Origin of the sequence: Sphingomonas sp. (genome assembly GCF_050725575.1) — a bacterium.
In the GTDB taxonomy this organism is placed as follows: domain Bacteria; phylum Pseudomonadota; class Alphaproteobacteria; order Sphingomonadales; family Sphingomonadaceae; genus Sphingomonas.
Genome location: NZ_JBOHHW010000029.1, coordinates 24,422 through 41,172, shown reverse-complemented (window position 1 = coordinate 41,172; position 16,751 = coordinate 24,422). Strand labels below are relative to the sequence as shown.

The following is a 16,751-nucleotide window of genomic DNA, read 5'->3' as shown; positions in this document are numbered from 1 at the left end:
ATCCAGCGCGATTGCACCAAGGATGGGGCCGATGAACGCACAGGCCGCCTTCTCGCACGAACGCGCCGGTGACGGCGATGTCCTGCGCTTCACCGGCAATTTGTCGCTCGCGCGCATCGGCGATCTGCCGGAACGGCTGCGTGCCTATACCGGGCCGGTCGACCGGCTCGACCTGAGCGATATCGAGCGCATCGATACGGTGGGCGCCTGGGTGGTGCATCGCTTTGCCAGCGAACATGACGCGAAGATCGAAGGGCTGGATCCGGACGGCGAACATCTGCTCGCCCAGGTCCAGGCTGCGGATCAGAGTGTTGCGATGCGTCCGGCGCATGTCGGCAGTTTCACCCGCGTGCTCGGTGAAATCGGCGAAGCGACGTCGATCGCGCTGAAGACCACGGTCGGCCTGCTTGGCTTTATGGGCGCGACGGTGATCGCGCTCGGCAATGTCATCCGCCACCCGAGCCGGTTCCGCTTCAACGCGACGGTACAGCGTTTCGAGGTGGTCGGCGTGTCGGCGCTTGGCATTATCGGGTTGATGAGCTTCCTGATCGGCATCGTCATTGCACAGCAGGGCGCGGTGCAGCTGCGCCAGTTCGGCGCAGAAGTGTTCACGATCAACCTGGTCGGGCGGTTGACGCTGCGCGAACTCGGCGTGCTGATGACCGCGATCATGGTCGCGGGACGCTCCGGCTCCGCCTTTGCGGCGCAGATCGGTACGATGAAGCTGACCGAAGAGGTTGATGCGATGCGCACCATCGGTGTCTCGCCGATGGAGGCGCTGGTGCTGCCGCGCACGCTCGCGGTGGTGCTGTTGATGCCGCTGCTCGGCTTCTATTCCTCGCTGGTCGCGATCATCGGCGGCGGGTTGCTGTGCTGGATTTCGCTCGATATCCCGCCGATCACCTTCATCCAGCGTATTCGCGAAGTCGTGCCAATCACTGACCTCTGGGTCGGGTTGGTCAAGGCGCCGGTATTCGGGGCGATCATCGCCATTGCCGGCTGTTTCCAGGGCATGATGGTGGAGGCCGATGCCGAACAGGTCGGCCTGCGCACGACCTCGGCGGTGGTGCAGGCGATCTTCCTGGTGATCGTGCTCGATGCATTCTTCGCGGTGTTCTTCACCTGGGTCGGCTGGACATGAGCCCGGCGGAGGTGCCCGAAGCCGTCATCACGGTCCATGGGTTGAAGAACAGCTTTGGCGATCAGGTGGTGCATGACGGGCTGGATCTCGAGGTCCGGCGCGGCGAGATTTTCGGCGTGGTCGGCGGATCGGGTACCGGCAAGTCGGTGCTGATGCGCTCGATCATTGGATTGCAGACCCCGGACGAAGGCGAGATCACCGTGTTCGGCGAACCGACCATCGGCCGTGAGGAGACCGAGGCGGTCGATATCCGCAAGCGCTGGGGCGTGCTGTTCCAGGGCGGGGCGCTGTTCTCCACCCTGACGGTCGCGGAGAATATCCAGGTCCCGTTGCGCGAATTCTATCCAAAGCTCGATCCGTCGCTGCTCGACGAGGTCGCAGCGTACAAGGTGGTGATGAGCGGCCTGTCCGCCGATGCCGGACCGAAATATCCCGCCGAACTGTCGGGCGGCATGCGCAAGCGCGCCGGCCTCGCGCGCGCACTGGCGCTCGATCCCGAATTGCTGTTCCTCGACGAACCGACTGCCGGGCTCGACCCGATCGGCGCGGCGGCGTTCGATGAGCTGACCAAGGGGCTGCAGAAGACGCTCGGCCTGACCGTGTTCCTGATCACCCATGATCTCGACACGCTCTATGCGATCTGCGACCGGGTCGCTGTGCTGGCCGACAAGAAAGTCATCGCGGTCGGCACGATTCCGGAACTTCTCGCGTTGGACCATCCATGGATCCAGGAATATTTCAACGGCCCGCGCGGCCGGGCGGCGACCGCATCGATCGATCGAGCCGCGGCGCGGGAGCAGAACGAACAAGCAGGGGCTAGGCGCTGATGGAAACCCGTTCGAACCATGTGCTGGTCGGTGCCGTGGTGCTGATCCTGCTGGCCGTGCTGGCGCTGTTCACGGTGTGGATCGCACGGCTCAGCGGCTCGGCCGAGAAGGAATATGACATCTTCTTCAAACAGTCGGTCGATGGCCTGAACAAAGGGTCGGCGGTGGCCTTTTCGGGCGTGCCGGCGGGGCAGGTGAAGGAGATTTCGCTGTGGAAGCCCGATCCGCAGTTCGTGCGCGTGCGCATCTCGGTCAATGACGATACGCCGGTGCTCGAAGGGACCACCGCGACGATTCAGGGCGTCGGCTTTACCGGCGTCAGCCAGATCCAGCTCGACGGGGCGGTCAAGAATGCGCCGGCGATCAGCTGCCCGAAGCTGGAGCCGGAGAAATCCTGCCCTTACGGCGTGCCGGTGATCCCGCCCAAGCAAGGCGGGCTCGGGGCGATCCTCAGCTCGGCGCCGCAGTTGCTTGAACGCTTCTCGACCCTGACCGAACGGCTGACCGAGATGCTGTCGGACAAGAACCAGAAATCGATCACTGGCATTCTCGCCAATACCAACCGGCTGACCGGTGCCCTTGCCGACCGTGGGCCCGAGATTGCGGCGGCGCTCGCCGAAACGCGGACAGCGATCAAGCAGGCCGGCGACGCCGCGCAGCAGATCGGCCAGCTTGCCGGCACGACCAACACGATGATCAATGAGGATGTCCGCCCCGCGACGCAGAATCTCAGCAAGGCGGTTGCCGCGGCACAGCGCAGCATGGAATCGCTCGATGCGGTGATCGGCGATGCGCGTCCCGGGGTTCAGGCCTTTTCGAAGCAGACGATCCCGGAGGTCGGCCTGCTCGTCCATGATCTGCGCCAGATGTCGGCCGCGTTGACCTCGGTCGCCGAAAAGATCGACCAGGGCGGGGCCGGCGCGCTGGTCGGTTCGCCGAAACTTCCCGACTATAAGCCCAGCAAGTGAGGCGCCCGATGACCAAGCTCCCGAAATTGCCGGCTCCCAAACTGCTGGTAACCGTGGCCCTGCTGCCGCTGTCCGCCTGCATCAGCTTTGGCGCCAAGCCGCCGCCCGTGCTGCTGACGATCAGCTCCGCGTCGGCGGTGCCGGTCGGGCAGGTGCAGGATTCGTCGAAGAGCGCGACAATCACCATTCAGGTGCCGGCGGTGTCGCAGGCCTTGGCCACCACCCGCGTGCCGGTCCAGGCAAGCGATACGGCGATCGCCTATGTCGCCAAGGCGCAATGGGTCGAACAGCCCGCCCGGCTGTTCGCGCGGCTGCTGTCCGACACGGTCGGTGCAAAGACCGGGCGCGTGGTGCTGAGCAGCGCGCAATCCTTTGCCGATCCGGGTGCCCGTCTGTCGGGTGAATTGCGCAGCTTCGGCGTCGATGCGACGACCAAGGAAGCGGTGGTGACCTATGACGCGTCGCTGACCCGCGGGCCGGCCAGCGTGGTCGAGAAGCGCCGTTTCGAGGCGCGCGTGGCGGTCGGCGCGATCGAGGCGGGCGCGGTCGGCATCGGCCTCAACCAGGCCGCAAACCAGGTCGCCGGCGAAGTCGCCGATTGGGTTGGGCGCTAAGGTCCGAACTCGCCCGCCGCAATGATCGGGGTTTCGGACCGGCTCGATTCAACATGGGCCGCGGACCGGACAGTGTCGAGCCGGAGGAGCGCCATCTGGCGTTCCAGCCGCGCTCTTTCTCATGGTTGAAGAAATGTCGGAGGTTTTTCCGTGCTGTTCGGGCGGAAAGCAGCACTGCGTTCACGCTGTTATTCGCTGTTTTCATGCTGTTATTGAATAACAGCATCGGGAGGGTGTAAGCGATTGAAAGAGAAGCGGAAAATCTCGCCGAAAATCCAACTTAACAGCAGCGGAAAAAATCCGCGTGAATGACGGCAGGAAACAGCATCGGCTGTTGGGCGCGAATCACCGGCTCCGGCAGCCTGTCGATATTATTTGGCCGGCACCCGGCGGGTTGCCAGCGGCACTTCGCACAGCTCGACACCGCCCGATCCGATCGTTGGTGGTGCGGGGTTCTCGCGCAGCTTGATAAAGGCGGCGAAGCGCGCGTTATCGGTCGACCGGTATTCGAACTTCGGCCGCGTGGCGGCTTGTATGTCGCTGGCCAGCCGGACCGAGACGATGCCGGAGCGCTCGGCTTCGGTCGCATAGACGCCCATCGCCGCGTCGCTGCGCGGCAGCGCCGAGAGATATTTCATGCCCTCGATGATCCGGCCGACCACGGTGTAATTGCGGTCGAGCCGCCGCGCCGACTGGCCGATCGGGGTGAACAGTTCGGATCCGCTGCCGGTATCGGGCGCCGGTCCGCGGGCGACGCCGACCATGCCATAGCAATGCGTCAGCCACGCCGCCTTGCCGTCGGTCGCGATCGGCCAGCCATCGGCGCTGAAGCCCGATGCGGTGGAATGCGAATCCGGCTTGCTCAGCCGCTGCGCAACGGTGAAGCCGGCAACCTCATATTCGGCCGCCGGGCTCTTGACCACGCCTGGTGCGAGCGGCTTCTGCTCGGTCGCGTCGCCCCATTGCGCGACCCAATTCTCCTGCACGCGATATACGCTCGACGCGTCCCACCAACCCGCCTTGGCGAGGGTACGGACATTGGCGACATGCTCAGGCGCAAAGCGCGGCGCGAGGCGGATCACGACCGTGCGATTGCCGGTGAGGGTCATCACCAGCAGCTCGTTATCGGGGATCGGCCGCCAGTCTTGCTCCGCGACATCGGACGGGAGTGGAGTCGGTGGGGTGGTGGCAGGCGTTGCCTGGACCGGGGCCTGAACCGGGGTAAGGGCGAGCAGCGAAAGCAGTGAGATCAGCATGGCCGGGAGTGTGGCACGAGCGGATGCGCCGATGCAATCGCTCGCCGCTTGCACCGGCTCGCATCAGGCCCTAGGGCAGCGCCTTCCTGTCCGGGAAATGCGGAGCGGTGGCCGAGTGGTCGAAGGCGCTCGCCTGGAAAGTGAGTATACGCCAAAAGCGTATCGAGGGTTCGAATCCCTCCCGCTCCGCCATTTCGTGTTGAAATAATTGGATAATTTCCCATCTTGGGGCCGGCAACCCGGTTAGCAACCCGGTTTCCGCGGCGAACTATCGCGATCAACAGTGAACGCTTTGCGGCAGGCTGATTGCTGCTGGCTGTGCGGTCGCGTACTTGGCCATCGGCGGCTTTGGAAATGCTAAGCGAAGGTACGACCCCTTTGCCAAACCGTTGCCTTACGGATCGGACTCACCATGCTCGTCGAAAGCATCACACTCTCGAATTTCCGTTGCTTCGGCGCGACACCGACAGCGGTCGAACTGTCCGGGGAAATCACGGCGGTCGTCGGACCCAACGCCGCCGGTAAAACAGCCTTGTTGCAGGGGCTAGCCAAGTTGTTCGGCGTATCACGCGCACAGCGCACGATCGTCCGGTCAGATTTTCATCTGGGGCCTGATGATGATCCCGACGATCGCGATACGAAGACACTCTTCATTGACGTGCTGATTGGGCTCCCCGAGCTTGAGGACAACAGTGCAACGCCAGAGACGATCGCGCCGTCGTTCCGTCATATGCTCATCGATCGCGGCGACTTTGACGGGCCAGTCTGTCGCATGCGGCTGGAGGCAAGCTGGGAAGATGACGGCACGGTCGAGGGTGCAGTCACACAGCAGACATTCTGGGTCGAGACACTAGACCCTGTACCGGGCGACGATAAGAAGCATCCGGTGTCACCGACGGATCGAGGTTTGATCCAGCTCTATTACACGCCCGCCAGCCGCGACGCGGCGGCCCAGGTCAAAGCGACGACTGGCGCCCTGGCGGCGCGCTTGCTGCGCGCCATTGAATGGTCGTCGGATACGCAAGACGCGGTTCAGGAAACGAGCCAATCATTATCCGAGGCGTTCGAAGCGGAAGCTGCCATCGAGGCGATTGGCAAGGCTCTGCAACAGCGATGGGCGAATCTGCATGATGAGGTGGTCGACACCAAGCCGCGGCTTAGCCTGGTCAGCCGGCGGTTCGAGGAGGTTATCAGCCGGATCGCGGTAATCTTTGAGCAGGGTCCCGACGGTCAGGAACGAGGGCTGGATGCGCTGAGCGATGGTCAGCAGTCACTCTTCTATTTCGCGTTGGCGGCTGCGGTATTTGATCTGGAGCGGCAGGTCGTAAGCGGAAAGGTTGAGGGTTTTCATGATGACCAGCTGCGGATTCCCGCGCTGACGCTGTTCGCGCTTGAGGAACCGGAAAACCACCTGTCGCCCTACTTTCTCGCCCGGATCGTGGCGCAAGTGCGCTCACTCACGGAAGAAGGTGGTGCTCAGGCGATCGTGACGAGCCATTCGCCCGCAGTCCTCAGCCGAGTGCCACCGCGCGAGGTCCGCTATTGCCGTTGCGACGCGAAAACACGGGTCTCGACGGTCAAACGGATCACTCTGCCAGTAGGCGCGAGTGAGGAAGCCAAGTTCGTGCGCGGCGCAATGTTGGCCTATCCGGAGCTCTATTTTGCCCGCTTCGTCGTTCTTGTGGAGGGCGATTCAGAACGGATCGTCCTACCTCGGCTGGCGGAGGCGCTGGGCCTACTGATCGATCCTGCGTTCGTCGCGATTGTCCCGCTTGGTGGGCGCCACGTTCAGCACTTCTGGCGGCTATTGTCGGATCTCGGAATACCTTTCGCCACGCTGCTCGATCTCGATCTGGGACGTGCGGGGGGTGGATTCGGACGGATCAAGACGGCGATCCAGAATTTGATCGGTGTGGGTGTCTCGAAAGCGAAGCTCCTGAAGATCGAGAACGGCATGTTGTCGGATGAGGATCTCGCCAAGATGCACACCTGGCAGGACGATGAAGATCGCAAAATTCTGAAAGGATGGATCGACTGCCTTAAAGGCTACGGCGTTTATTTTTCCGAACCATTGGATCTCGACTTGGCAATGATCAAAGCGTTTCCGGATGCGTATGAAGCGATCATTCCGGCAGGCGGTGGCCCGAAGATGCCGGAGGCAAAGGCTGCCGAGACAGCGCTAGGGACGGGCGGTCCGGGGCTCGCCTTGTACAAGGGGAGATACGCCGGATATGCAGAGCTGCTCCCGGACTATTGCTACCACTTTCTAAATCGCAGCAAGCCGGCAACCCATTTAGCGGCGCTGACCCATCTCACCAAGAAGACGATGAAGGGGGACATGCCGACGGTGTTCGCAGCACTCCTTGCTCATGTCTCGGCATCGTTGCGGCGCGACTGACCATGGCCGTGCTCAGCCGCCGGGTGAGACCTGATGAGTGGCAGCCGATCGGGGTCCAAGAACTTGAGGCCAATGCGCTCCTGGTAGTGCGCTCGCATGACAACCGCTCGGTCATTGCAGGTCCCGGCGCCGGCAAGACGGAATTGCTTGCACAACGCGCCGCTTATCTGCTCCAAACGGGGGCAGCACCGGCACCGCGGCGGATCCTCGCTATCAGCTTTAAGCGCGACGCTGCGGTGAATCTGGCCTCCCGAGTTCGCAAGCGCAGTCACCCGGACCATGCTGGGCGATTCGATTCGCTCACCTTCGATGCGTTTGCCAAGGGTCTGCTCGACCGTTTTGGGCAGACGCTCCCGAACCGCTGGCGGCCGCGGGCGGACTATGAAATCCTGCTAACCAACGACGCAATGTTCAGGGGATTTCTCCAACAGCAGATCGGTACGCCGCCGGAATCGGTTGGCTCCTATGCCGACATCCAAGCGATCTCGATCAAGACGTTCGAGCGCCGGCATCTGGTCGGATCGCGGCTGCCGCGCGATGGTTGGGACAATCCGACACCGGCGCAATGGGCCGCGGACCGCTTCTGGCAATCCTCCCTGCACGAAGGGCAGAAGTCCTCTCTTTCGTTCCCCATGATCGGCCGGCTCGTCGAATTGCTGGTTCGGCTGAACCCGCTCGTCGTAAAGGCCTTGAAGCTGACCTATTCGCACCTGTTCATGGACGAGTTTCAGGACACCACCCAAGTCCAGTATGATCTTGCGCACACGATTTTCCATCAGAGCGACACGATCGTGACGGCAGTAGGTGACAACAAACAGCAAATCATGCGCTGGGCGATGGCGATGGATGATCCCTTCGCGGTGTTCGACGCAGATTTTGGCGCAACCTCCACACCGCTATTCCACAACTATCGGTCGTCGCCTGCGCTGGTCGCGATTCAACATGTGCTCGCGCAGGCGCTGGATCGCCGAGCGGTGCGGCCCATTTCGAAGGCGAGCGGCACGATCTCTGGGGACAGCTGCGCAATTCGGGATTTTACGAGCCCGCAGAGCGAGGCGGCGTCTCTCGCCGGCTTCGTCGCAGCAGAAATGAAGACTCAAGGCATTGGGCCACGCGATATCGTCCTGCTCGTCCGGCAAAAGGCTGCGGATTATGCGGCCGTGCTCGAGCCGGCGTTTCGGGAGGCGGGGCTCGCGCTGCGCAATGAAGCCGGCGCGACCGGTGCTGTGATGCTCCAGGAACTGCTGGCGGAGGAAATATCGACCTTGCTTGTTTGTATGTTGCGTCTCGCCATGACCGACCGCGCCGGCAAGCACTGGAGCGAATGCCTCGAAGCTCTGCAGAGTTTGTGGGGGATTGGGATAGAGGATGTCGCTGACCAGACGCGGCTGGCTCGGGAGCTAGACAATTTTGCGCTGGCGCTCCGGCGTGCCCATCCAGCGCCAGTTATCGGTGCAGCAGCAAGCCATGCACTCGTTGCTGAGGTGCTGGATTTCGTCGGGCGCGAACGGCTGACCACCGCGCATCCGCCTTATGCACAGGGCGACTGGTTCAAGAAGGTGAGCGAAGCTGCCGGTCTTCATCTTGCCGCGTGCTGCGACGGTGCTGTGAACTGGGGTGCGGCCCTCGATAGCTATGAAGGCCTTCATGCGATCCCGCTTATGACGATCCACAAGAGCAAGGGCCTGGAGTATCACAGCGTCATCTTCGTCGGGCTCGACGATGGCGCATGGTGGAGCTTCGACAACGACAAAATCGAGGCGACAGCGGGGTTCTTTGTTGCGTTTACACGGGCCAAGCAACGGGTTGTCTTCACCTATTGCGCCACGCGTGGTGGCCGGGCGCGGATTGCGGCGCTCTACCAATTGCTCGCATCGGCCGGCGTGCCGACCATTGCCGCGGTATGAGCTTGGTTGCCAGAAGCGCCATCTGAAGTCATGGTTTGGTCGAAGATCGGAACCAGTATACGCAGTTCGTGTCTAGTTCAGCCGTCAGCCAGTTTTTAGGCGACCCTCAGACTGACGACAGCTGAAGTCGCCGCAGCAGCTTCTCGAGTGTAGCGGAATATTGATCCTCGGCCGTGAAGTCGCCGTAGAGCTTGCCTTCGAGAAAAGGAGGAAGCTCGCATTTCTCGATCACGAGGGGCAAGACGACTACCTCCTCGCGCTTGATTTCCATGTTGATGGCGATTTCCAATTCCTTGGCCACCCAAGGAGCGCTTACTGATTTGGGCGAGAGAAACACGGCGATGAAGCGACTGCGCTTTATGCCTTCGGCGATCTTGCCGGTGAGCGAATCGCCGATCTGGATTTCCGCTTCGTCCAGCCAAACTGGCACACCTCGTGCCTTAAGGTCGTTTCCGACCCGCCGAACGAAGGGCTTGTCGTCACTCGTGTGACTCAGGAACAGGCCATGGTAGCGCGCCTTTGCCGGGGTTTTTTCCGCGAGTGCAACGGTGTCGACGATAAGGGCGCGGGCTGCTTCCTGCGAGGTGGGCGCTGTCGTCAGCCAACCCCGAATGTGATCTTTTTCGAACCGCCCACCGAGGCTGTGGCCGTCGGGAGTCCAAGCCATGCCCGCGATGGCGGCGTTGGGCGTCGCCATACTGGTGGTCCAAGTCGATTTTGAAAGGACCTCGAACAGACGCTGGAAGGGCCAGTCAGCATCAACCTTGCCAATCTCCCGCCCCTTGCGGGTAACGGTCTCGCTCTTTTTTACGGCGCTGTGCACGGCCGGTGCGCAATAGCCGAGCCAGGTCTCGCGGTAGCCAAAGAAATTCTGGTTGCGTGATGGCGACAAGCACCAGATCACCGTGGCGCCGCGTTCGATGGCGGCAATCAGCTCGTTGGCACGCGCATCCGGATCGAACAGCGAGTCCATATCGTATGCAGCGCGCTGAGCCTTAAGTCTGTACAGCTCCCCATCCGAACCCGAATGCTCGGTCTGTACCCCGAAGAGAAAGTGCGAGAAGCTCTGCGGATTGATGATGATCGCATCATATTCATAAAGCGGGAAAGCGGCACGGTCGGCGTCAATCTCCGCCCGGCAGAGGCCGAGCGTCTCGATCTCGACGCCTTCCAGCTTGAAATCCTCGCCCTGCTCCAGTCCAACAGCCAGCACCCGTGTCATCGCCGCTCCCAGCCCAAACCTCGATTTTGCGTTCCACAAGACGGCAAGCCAAGGCCTGTTCGCCCCAGGACGTAGCGAATGTGTCGGACACTATTTTCCATTTGCCCGCCGGGCTGTGCATGCCGTGATGCTCGCCCATACACGAACACTGACATTCGTCGCCGGTCGCATTCCAACAAGCTGGCGCGCATTTCTCCTGCTCGCGATAGGGCTGAATGATATAGACCTTGCCGAACTTTTCGAGACACTGCGCGACGAGCGCGTTGAACCAGGCTTGCGGGATTTCCCAAAAACGCCGCTGCTCGTCCCAGTCGGGGTTGGAACGCCGATCGCGGCGGATCCAGGCTCTATTGGTGGGCTCATATGGCAGTCGCATTCGGAGCCGATGTCCAGGTCCTCGCCTTAGGAGGACCGGGATTTCTTTCTGATTCCAGATTCGTCGGAGTCGTTCGGGCGTACCTTCGTCCAAGCCGGGCCTTTCTAATTGTCCTGCGTCGAGACCAGCCTCATATCTTTGCCCTGCGGCCCGGGGCCGCGATGCGCTATGCCATCGACAAGCCGAAAGAGAATGCTCTCCAGCTCGTGCGTCGGCAGATGCAGCTCAGCGGCGATGTGATCCCTTGTGGTGCGTTCATTCCACAATGCGCCCAATACTTGCGGCCAGACGACTGAGCATTCCGGGTCCAGGCCCTCCGGTTCATGGGTCCGGTAGCCGCGGCGAGAGATTTCGATATTGAACGTCCGGTTCTGCCACTCGCTGACGACGCCCATCTTGTTCAGCCGGTAGGTCAGTGCGGCGACCGATACACCCCACCGCTTTTTCGCGTGGATGAGTTCCTCGAGCCCGGTGACGTAACGGATTCGCCCCGCGACATCGTCATTGGGCATAAGGAAGTGCGACGCGAACTGGTCAGCTTCATTTTCAGCCTGTCGGCTATCCTGCTGCTCGCCGTGCCGGTGCATCACCAGATGCCCCAGCTCATGGGCCGCATCGAAACGACTGCGCTCAGTAGATTTGAAGGTGTTGAGGAACACAAAGGGCTGTGCATTCCGCCAACATGAAAAAGCATCGACCGTCTTGGTGTCCTCGCAAAGCGAAAAAACACGGACGCCCTTGGCCTCCAGTAGCTTCACCATGCTGGGAACAGGCTGCTGACCCAAACCCCAATATTCTCGCACGGCCTGCGCGGCTGCCTCCGGTGTGGCGTCCGCGCGAAGGTCGGGCACGTCAGCAGCAGGAAGATTGAAGCGCTCCTCGATCCAGTCGTCGAACAAGAAGGCGATGGTGCCAGCCGACAGCGCCGCGTCGCGCTCTTTGGCCGTCATGGAGGTTAGGCTGCGAAAGCTGGCCGACTGCACTGGGAGATCATCAAAATCTCCCGCGAAGAAGAACTCGGGGGGGAAATCCAGCACTCTGGAAAGGGCGCTAAGCGTTTCCTCTTCGGGCTCATTCACACCGTTTTCCAGGCGCGAGATCGTAATTGGCGAAACGCCCACGGCCGTGGCGAGCGAGCGCGCGGTCATCTTTCGCCGCTTCCGGCCGAGAATGAGCCTACGATAGTTAAACATAGCAATCGTCAGTTCTTACGCGAAACAGACACCTCGAAATCGACCGGGGGCGCGTCGTCCGCCAATGGGTCGGGACTTTCCCAATCGCCCTTCTGCACGAGAAGGATGCGCTCGTGGAATTGATCGAACTGCTCGTCATTGATCGCGACCGGGCAGGAAAGCTCAGCGCGAACGTCGGGGCCGTCGGCATACACGAATAGATACCATGTCGCCGCCGTGATCTCGGCCACCTCCTGCTCCCGCACTTCGGGGAAAAGGTCATATTGGCCAAGTTCGACAGCGCGTGCCGCACCGGCTCCCTTTTTCGAAACGGCAATCGGATCGCAGATGGGATCACCTGCACGGTCGGCATTCTGATAGACGATTTTGATGCCGATCTCGGCGTGGAAGATCGATTCGATATTGTCACGTCGGCAAGTCTGCCAGCCCTGCGGCAGAAATACGCGGCGAAGATGTTCGGTGCCTGCGAGGTAGGCGAGCAGCCCGCCTGCACTGAGCGGATGAAAGGGCGTGGCGTTGCGCCGAGCGCCGACCGCAGCGCGGACGACCTGGAGCAACTCCGCCTTGGTTACGCGAAGCTGCTCGAGGCGGGGTGCGATTTCAAATTCTTCTGCGAGGACCGCCATGACCACCCCTGTTAACTTTTCAGACCTCATCTGAGCAGAAAAAAGTTAGCACGTCAATGCGGCTTTAAATTCTCAAACCCTGAGACCGAGCTCACTCGCCAAAAAACATTCTGCCACGGCTTGCTGATAAAGTGTGTCGAGAGTCGACCTAAGCGCAAGAAGCGCTGCAATCCGCTGGATCATCTGCCGCAGCCAGCGGCGCTCCTCGTCGGTGATACCGTGGCCCGCCCGGCGGTCAGCTTGGCGGTAGCCGAGCCACTTCTTTAGCACGGGATAGCCGCCGAGCTGATATGTCCATACCGCCTCTGGAACATGCGCAAAATGTGCTTCATCGTTCAGGAAAAGATCCCCGGTGTGATCTCCCCACGTTTGATCCCACGCCGCATCGGGCAGCTCGGGATCGGTGAATGGGCGTGAGGTCCATTTGCCCTTGCCGCCGCCCCAATATGTCACCGTCAGCTTGAGGTCCTCCGACGAGACCTGTGCGCCATCGACCCGGCGGAGCTGTCCGAGAAGGGCGGAGCGCGCAGGCGTTAGCACGGCGTCGATCACGTCGCGCGCATCCCTATTGGCGTCGAGCAGGCGCACGACCTTGTCGCCGGCGTCGACCATTTTGTCGAACAGGTCGGGGTTCTTTGGAATGGGAATATGAGCCCAATCGCTGGACAGCGCGCTCTTATGTTCAGCCTGATAGCTCGGGGCATGGAGCAGAGCGAAGGCGACGCGAAATAATCTGCCGACCAGGAGTCGCGCGGTATCGCCACTGCGCTCCCCGGCGAGGCCGAAATGATCGCGCAGGACGCGCCAGGCCGGCTCGGCGATATTGGCATCGCGGTGCGCAAGCAGGTCGTTGCTGATCGTCTCGCGCGGGAAAACCACCGAACCACGTTCATGAACGTGCAGATTTACCAGCGTGGTGGCGTAAAGCGGCCAGGTCTCGGATACCTTGCGCGGTTCCGGAACGGTGATCAGCCATTCGTTGGCGGCGAGGTTTTGCGAGAATTCTGGGCGAGCCTCGTTCAGCCATTTGTGCTTTTCGACATAGTAGATATTCCGCTGATCAAGCGGGAAGGTCAGAAACGGCTTCACGCTTTCGGCCTTGAAATGTCCCTCCTCCTTGAGGGCAGTCCAGGCCTTTTCCGGTTGATACCGCGCTTTCGCTTGAGCGATTTCGGGAGCTGCGAGAACGGCGCTCTGGAAGCTTTCGGCGTTAAAGTATTTCCGGACCCTGGTCGTCAGCGTGGCGGCATCTGCGTCGATCACGCCGCCTTCGACGCCGCGATTGTGATTCACTCCTTGGAATTTTGTCGGGAATAGTTCGTCGAGTGCCGGCCAAGCCTCGAAGCCACCCTCGGTCACGCGCGGGGACAGTCGCCAGCGCCCTTCAGCGCTGGGATGAATGTCCTCATGGGCCGGCGCCTCGCCGGGGACGATCGCCTCTCCACTCGGCAGGCTGGCAAGCAGCGCTTCGCGTTTTCGCGCAGCCGGACCCCAGAAGTCGCGATAATGGACTTGTGTGGCAGCCGGCTTGGTCGGCGCCTCGGCCCGCTTTATCCAGGTGACGATCGCCGTCCCGGGCTGGATACCGCGCGAGTCCATGTCGGTCGTGAACACGCTGTCGTCCCGCGTGCCGGCGCCGGGCAGCCCCTTGGGAATGATCTTGCCAGTGCGATATTTGTCGCCGTTGAGATTGTCGACCCAGACGGCATGGAAATTCGATAGCAGCGATCGGCGCATCAGCGGGTGCGATCGGCCCGTCAGATAGGAGGAGTTGGAGATGTAGGAGACCACGCCATAATCGGCGGCTATCCCGATCCGCTCTTCGGCCAATCGAAGAAAGCGAACATAAAGGTCATCAAGCAACTGCTTCCTGACGCCAAACTCTTCGTAGAGTTGGCTGCTACCCTTCTGTTTCATCAGGGGCCGGCCGAAGCTGTCGAGCTTGACCAGGCCATCCTTGGTCTTTTGCTCGACTAGCTCGATCCCCTTGTAGTGGGCGACGAGTTCAGCCTCTTCCGCCTGAGCCGCGCCCGTAAAGCGGTCATAAGGCGGGTTGCCGATGACGACGATGATCTTAGCATCGCGCTTGACCTGCTGGGAGGCGTCGAACTCCTCGCGCATCTCAGGGAAATTGAGTTTGACGTCGCCGTGTTCGTGCCAGCCCGACAGCGCGTTCGTCAGATAGACGGCAAGGCGCCGATCGGCGTCTGGTTTGGCTCCGAGTTGCTCCAGCAGCAGATAGAGCTGCAACTGGGCGATCGCGAAAGGCGCGGTCAAAATTTCGAAGCCAATGACGCGGTCCTGAAACGCTCGTGTCAGCTCCAGCCCGACGGTAGTGGCGTCACCTTCTGCGATCAGCTCCTCTGCGATGCAGCGGGCGACTTCGAGGAGATATGCGCCTGTTCCACAGCAGGGATCGAGCACGATCACACCGGGATCGGCCAAGCCGCGCGGTCGGCCGAGGTCGGTCTTGAGCAAATGGTGGACACGCCGGACTTGGTAGCGGACGATCTCGGGCGGTGTGTACCAGACGCCGAGATCCTCGCGCAGCTTGGGATCAAACGCCTCAAGGAATGGCTCGTAGAAATACGTGATTGCCGCGGTCGAGGTTTCGCCATCGATCGTTGGGAAGGTCATCCGTCCGCGAAACAGCGGACGATCCACCCGGTTGAGCGTGGCGATCGCTCGCGCCAAATGCGGTTCGAGTCCGAGATGCTTCATACGCGACGGGTGGCGAATGTCGTGCAGCAACGCGTCGAGGAACGGAATGGGAAGGAAGCTATGGGCGTCGTCTATGTCGAACACCGCGTCCGCATCGGCCTTTTTGTCCCACAAGATCCAGGCGGCGAACAGCGCATAGAATACCGACTGGACGAGCGATGAGCGGAAGAAGCGCGCCCCTTTCTCGTCATCGATGTCGAAGGCGAGACCGAGCGCCTGATGATAGTCGTCGAGCAACGGCTTGAGCGGCTTGAGATCGCCCGGCAATGCGTCCTTTGCGTCGCGCGCCTGCCGCGCCAGGATTTTGGCGAGATCCGATGGCGCACCAATTCTTGCCAAGTCAGTGACGGCATGGGTGACGATGTCAACGAGCGCGACGATCGCTTCGGCATCGATCTTCGGTTTTGCGCCGCCGGTTACCGCCGCCCATAAATCCACCGTCTTCTGCAGCACCCGCTTGTCCGGCGGGACCGGGGTCACCCCGTCTCGTACATAGGCCGGGTCACACACGAGCAGGCCGAAGCCGCGGACGTTGCATAGAAGAACGACGCCCGTTTGCGCGAGGTAACGCCCGATCTGATCCTTCTGCTCGGTCGATGTCGCGAGATCTTCCAATGTCGTGCTGGCGCGTTTGACCTCACCGAATACGCCCACAAAGAGCGCGCCGTCACCGAGCACGAAGTCCGGCATGTCGTGGCTGGCGGCGCCTTTTTCCGAGGTGCCGGTTCGGACATCAAACGGCAGCTTTTCGGATTTCAGGACGGACGCGAGCAGGGTACGCACATCTGGATAGAAAGTCGTTTCCGTCGATGACGGGAGCGCTTCCAGATTGCGCGTGTCGGAGCAGTATACTGCGATCGACTCTGAAAGTGGCGTGGACAACCGGAAACCTTTCAGCGGGCGTGGCGCGCCCGAAATGGATCGAAAAGGCTCGGAGCACCGGGATGGCGAACCGAGAGGGATATCTCTACCCTAGCCGGCCACAGCAAGACTGCTCTCATATCGTGAGCAATCTTACATCTGGATCGGCATCTGGGATGCGCTTCATCCGGCCATCGGCGGTCACGAAGATCAGGTCGCGCTCCTTTGCCTGCGCGCACATCCAAAGGTCGTTTTCGTCAATTCCGAGCTTCTGGCCGGTGGCTTTGTCGACCCATTCCTCGATGTATTTCGGACGGTCCTTTCGGAGCACCTTTGCCAGATATTTCTGCGCGATGCGCGCCTTCACCTCTGCATAAACCGACGCCGTGTGATGCGTGATGTCGATGACCGCATGCGAGCGGGCCTGAACCAACATCCCCTCCAGGGCTGGCAGATTCCCCTTGCCGATCGCGGCGGCAAGTTTGGTGCCGAAACCGAGTTCGGCGAGCGCGATGGCCGAAATGAAGCGCGGGCTGTCGGCAGGCAGTGCCGCTAGCGATTGGCTCTTTTCGGCGTGATGGGGATGCGTCGGATCGAGATAGATGGACAGGATCGTCGTATCGAGAAGATAGGCGTCCATT

12 protein-coding genes and 1 tRNA gene are annotated in these 16,751 nt (G+C 61.4%); 7 read left to right on the top strand and 6 right to left on the bottom strand.

What is annotated here, in order from left to right; translation table 11 throughout:
• Positions 1 to 31: 31 nt before the first annotated feature.
• From ACRECS_RS17885 to ACRECS_RS17870, 4 genes are read left to right on the top strand one after another with little or no spacing between them, the layout of a single operon-like run.
• Positions 32 to 1,141, top strand: a complete 1,110-nt coding sequence (locus ACRECS_RS17885; RefSeq protein WP_431584299.1) for an MlaE family ABC transporter permease — start codon at positions 32 to 34, stop codon at positions 1,139 to 1,141.
• Positions 1,138 to 1,968 carry an ABC transporter ATP-binding protein gene (locus tag ACRECS_RS17880; protein ID WP_431584298.1) on the top strand — a complete coding sequence of 277 codons (831 nt, stop codon included), beginning with the start codon at positions 1,138 to 1,140 and terminating at the stop codon, positions 1,966 to 1,968. The genes ACRECS_RS17885 and ACRECS_RS17880 overlap by 4 nt, the downstream gene beginning before the upstream one ends.
• Positions 1,968 to 2,936, top strand: coding sequence for an MlaD family protein (locus ACRECS_RS17875; protein WP_431584297.1), 969 nt, complete (start codon positions 1,968 to 1,970; stop codon positions 2,934 to 2,936). The genes ACRECS_RS17880 and ACRECS_RS17875 overlap by 1 nt, the downstream gene beginning before the upstream one ends.
• 8 nt (positions 2,937 to 2,944) lie before the next feature.
• Positions 2,945 to 3,550: an ABC-type transport auxiliary lipoprotein family protein gene (locus ACRECS_RS17870; RefSeq protein WP_431584296.1), complete on the top strand. Its 606-nt coding sequence runs from the start codon at positions 2,945 to 2,947 to the stop codon at positions 3,548 to 3,550.
• A 371-nt stretch (positions 3,551 to 3,921) separates the two neighbouring features.
• Here the strand turns inward: ACRECS_RS17870 and ACRECS_RS17865 are convergent, their stop codons facing one another.
• Complete coding sequence (locus ACRECS_RS17865; RefSeq protein WP_431584295.1) at positions 3,922 to 4,806, bottom strand: peptidylprolyl isomerase; 885 nt, start codon at positions 4,804 to 4,806, stop codon at positions 3,922 to 3,924.
• A gap of 101 nt (positions 4,807 to 4,907) precedes the next feature.
• Here ACRECS_RS17865 and ACRECS_RS17860 point away from each other — a divergent pair.
• The 3 genes from ACRECS_RS17860 to ACRECS_RS17850 all read left to right on the top strand — a co-directional run bounded on the left by ACRECS_RS17860 (position 4,908) and on the right by ACRECS_RS17850 (position 9,111).
• A tRNA-Ser gene (locus tag ACRECS_RS17860) sits at positions 4,908 to 4,998 on the top strand.
• Positions 4,999 to 5,218: 220 nt separating this feature from the next.
• The gene (locus ACRECS_RS17855; RefSeq protein ID WP_431584294.1) at positions 5,219 to 7,204 is read left to right on the top strand and encodes an ATP-dependent nuclease; all 1,986 of its coding nucleotides are present in this window, start codon (positions 5,219 to 5,221) and stop codon (positions 7,202 to 7,204) included.
• A 2-nt stretch (positions 7,205 to 7,206) separates the two neighbouring features.
• Complete coding sequence (locus ACRECS_RS17850; protein ID WP_431584293.1) at positions 7,207 to 9,111, top strand: UvrD-helicase domain-containing protein; 1,905 nt, start codon at positions 7,207 to 7,209, stop codon at positions 9,109 to 9,111.
• 106 nt (positions 9,112 to 9,217) lie between these two features.
• Here the strand turns inward: ACRECS_RS17850 and ACRECS_RS17845 are convergent, their stop codons facing one another.
• The 5 genes from ACRECS_RS17845 to ACRECS_RS17825 form a co-directional block, all read right to left on the bottom strand.
• Positions 9,218 to 10,333 carry a toll/interleukin-1 receptor domain-containing protein gene (locus ACRECS_RS17845; protein ID WP_431584292.1) on the bottom strand — a complete coding sequence of 372 codons (1,116 nt, stop codon included), beginning with the start codon at positions 10,331 to 10,333 and terminating at the stop codon, positions 9,218 to 9,220.
• A gap of 480 nt (positions 10,334 to 10,813) precedes the next feature.
• On the bottom strand, positions 10,814 to 11,902 hold the full coding sequence (locus tag ACRECS_RS17840) for a helix-turn-helix domain-containing protein (RefSeq protein ID WP_431584291.1): 1,089 nt from the start codon (positions 11,900 to 11,902) through the stop codon (positions 10,814 to 10,816).
• 8 nt (positions 11,903 to 11,910) lie between these two features.
• Positions 11,911 to 12,528, bottom strand: a complete 618-nt coding sequence (locus tag ACRECS_RS17835; RefSeq protein ID WP_431584290.1) for a hypothetical protein — start codon at positions 12,526 to 12,528, stop codon at positions 11,911 to 11,913.
• 72 nt (positions 12,529 to 12,600) lie between these two features.
• Entirely contained in the window at positions 12,601 to 16,131 is a 3,531-nt protein-coding gene (locus tag ACRECS_RS17830; RefSeq protein ID WP_431584289.1) for a type ISP restriction/modification enzyme, read from the bottom strand.
• Positions 16,132 to 16,246: 115 nt separating this feature from the next.
• Positions 16,247 to 16,750: a PIN domain-containing protein gene (locus tag ACRECS_RS17825; RefSeq protein ID WP_431584288.1), complete on the bottom strand. Its 504-nt coding sequence runs from the start codon at positions 16,748 to 16,750 to the stop codon at positions 16,247 to 16,249.
• Position 16,751 lies beyond the last annotated feature (1 nt).

Excerpts from the sequence above, each read along its gene's own strand:
- ACRECS_RS17875 (WP_431584297.1), top strand. The coding sequence starts at position 1,968 with ATGGAAACCCGTTCGAACCATGTGCTGGTCGGTGCCGTGGTGCTGATC.
- ACRECS_RS17870 (WP_431584296.1), top strand. The coding sequence starts at position 2,945 with ATGACCAAGCTCCCGAAATTGCCGGCTCCCAAACTGCTGGTAACCGTG.
- ACRECS_RS17840 (WP_431584291.1), bottom strand. The coding sequence starts at position 11,902 with ATGTTTAACTATCGTAGGCTCATTCTCGGCCGGAAGCGGCGAAAGATG.
- ACRECS_RS17880 (WP_431584298.1), top strand. The coding sequence starts at position 1,138 with ATGAGCCCGGCGGAGGTGCCCGAAGCCGTCATCACGGTCCATGGGTTG.
- ACRECS_RS17835 (WP_431584290.1), bottom strand. The coding sequence starts at position 12,528 with ATGGCGGTCCTCGCAGAAGAATTTGAAATCGCACCCCGCCTCGAGCAG.
- ACRECS_RS17865 (WP_431584295.1), bottom strand. The coding sequence starts at position 4,806 with ATGCTGATCTCACTGCTTTCGCTGCTCGCCCTTACCCCGGTTCAGGCC.
- ACRECS_RS17855 (WP_431584294.1), top strand. The coding sequence starts at position 5,219 with ATGCTCGTCGAAAGCATCACACTCTCGAATTTCCGTTGCTTCGGCGCG.
- ACRECS_RS17850 (WP_431584293.1), top strand. The coding sequence starts at position 7,207 with ATGGCCGTGCTCAGCCGCCGGGTGAGACCTGATGAGTGGCAGCCGATC.
- ACRECS_RS17845 (WP_431584292.1), bottom strand. The coding sequence starts at position 10,333 with ATGACACGGGTGCTGGCTGTTGGACTGGAGCAGGGCGAGGATTTCAAG.
- ACRECS_RS17885 (WP_431584299.1), top strand. The coding sequence starts at position 32 with ATGAACGCACAGGCCGCCTTCTCGCACGAACGCGCCGGTGACGGCGAT.
- ACRECS_RS17825 (WP_431584288.1), bottom strand. The coding sequence starts at position 16,750 with ATGGACGCCTATCTTCTCGATACGACGATCCTGTCCATCTATCTCGAT.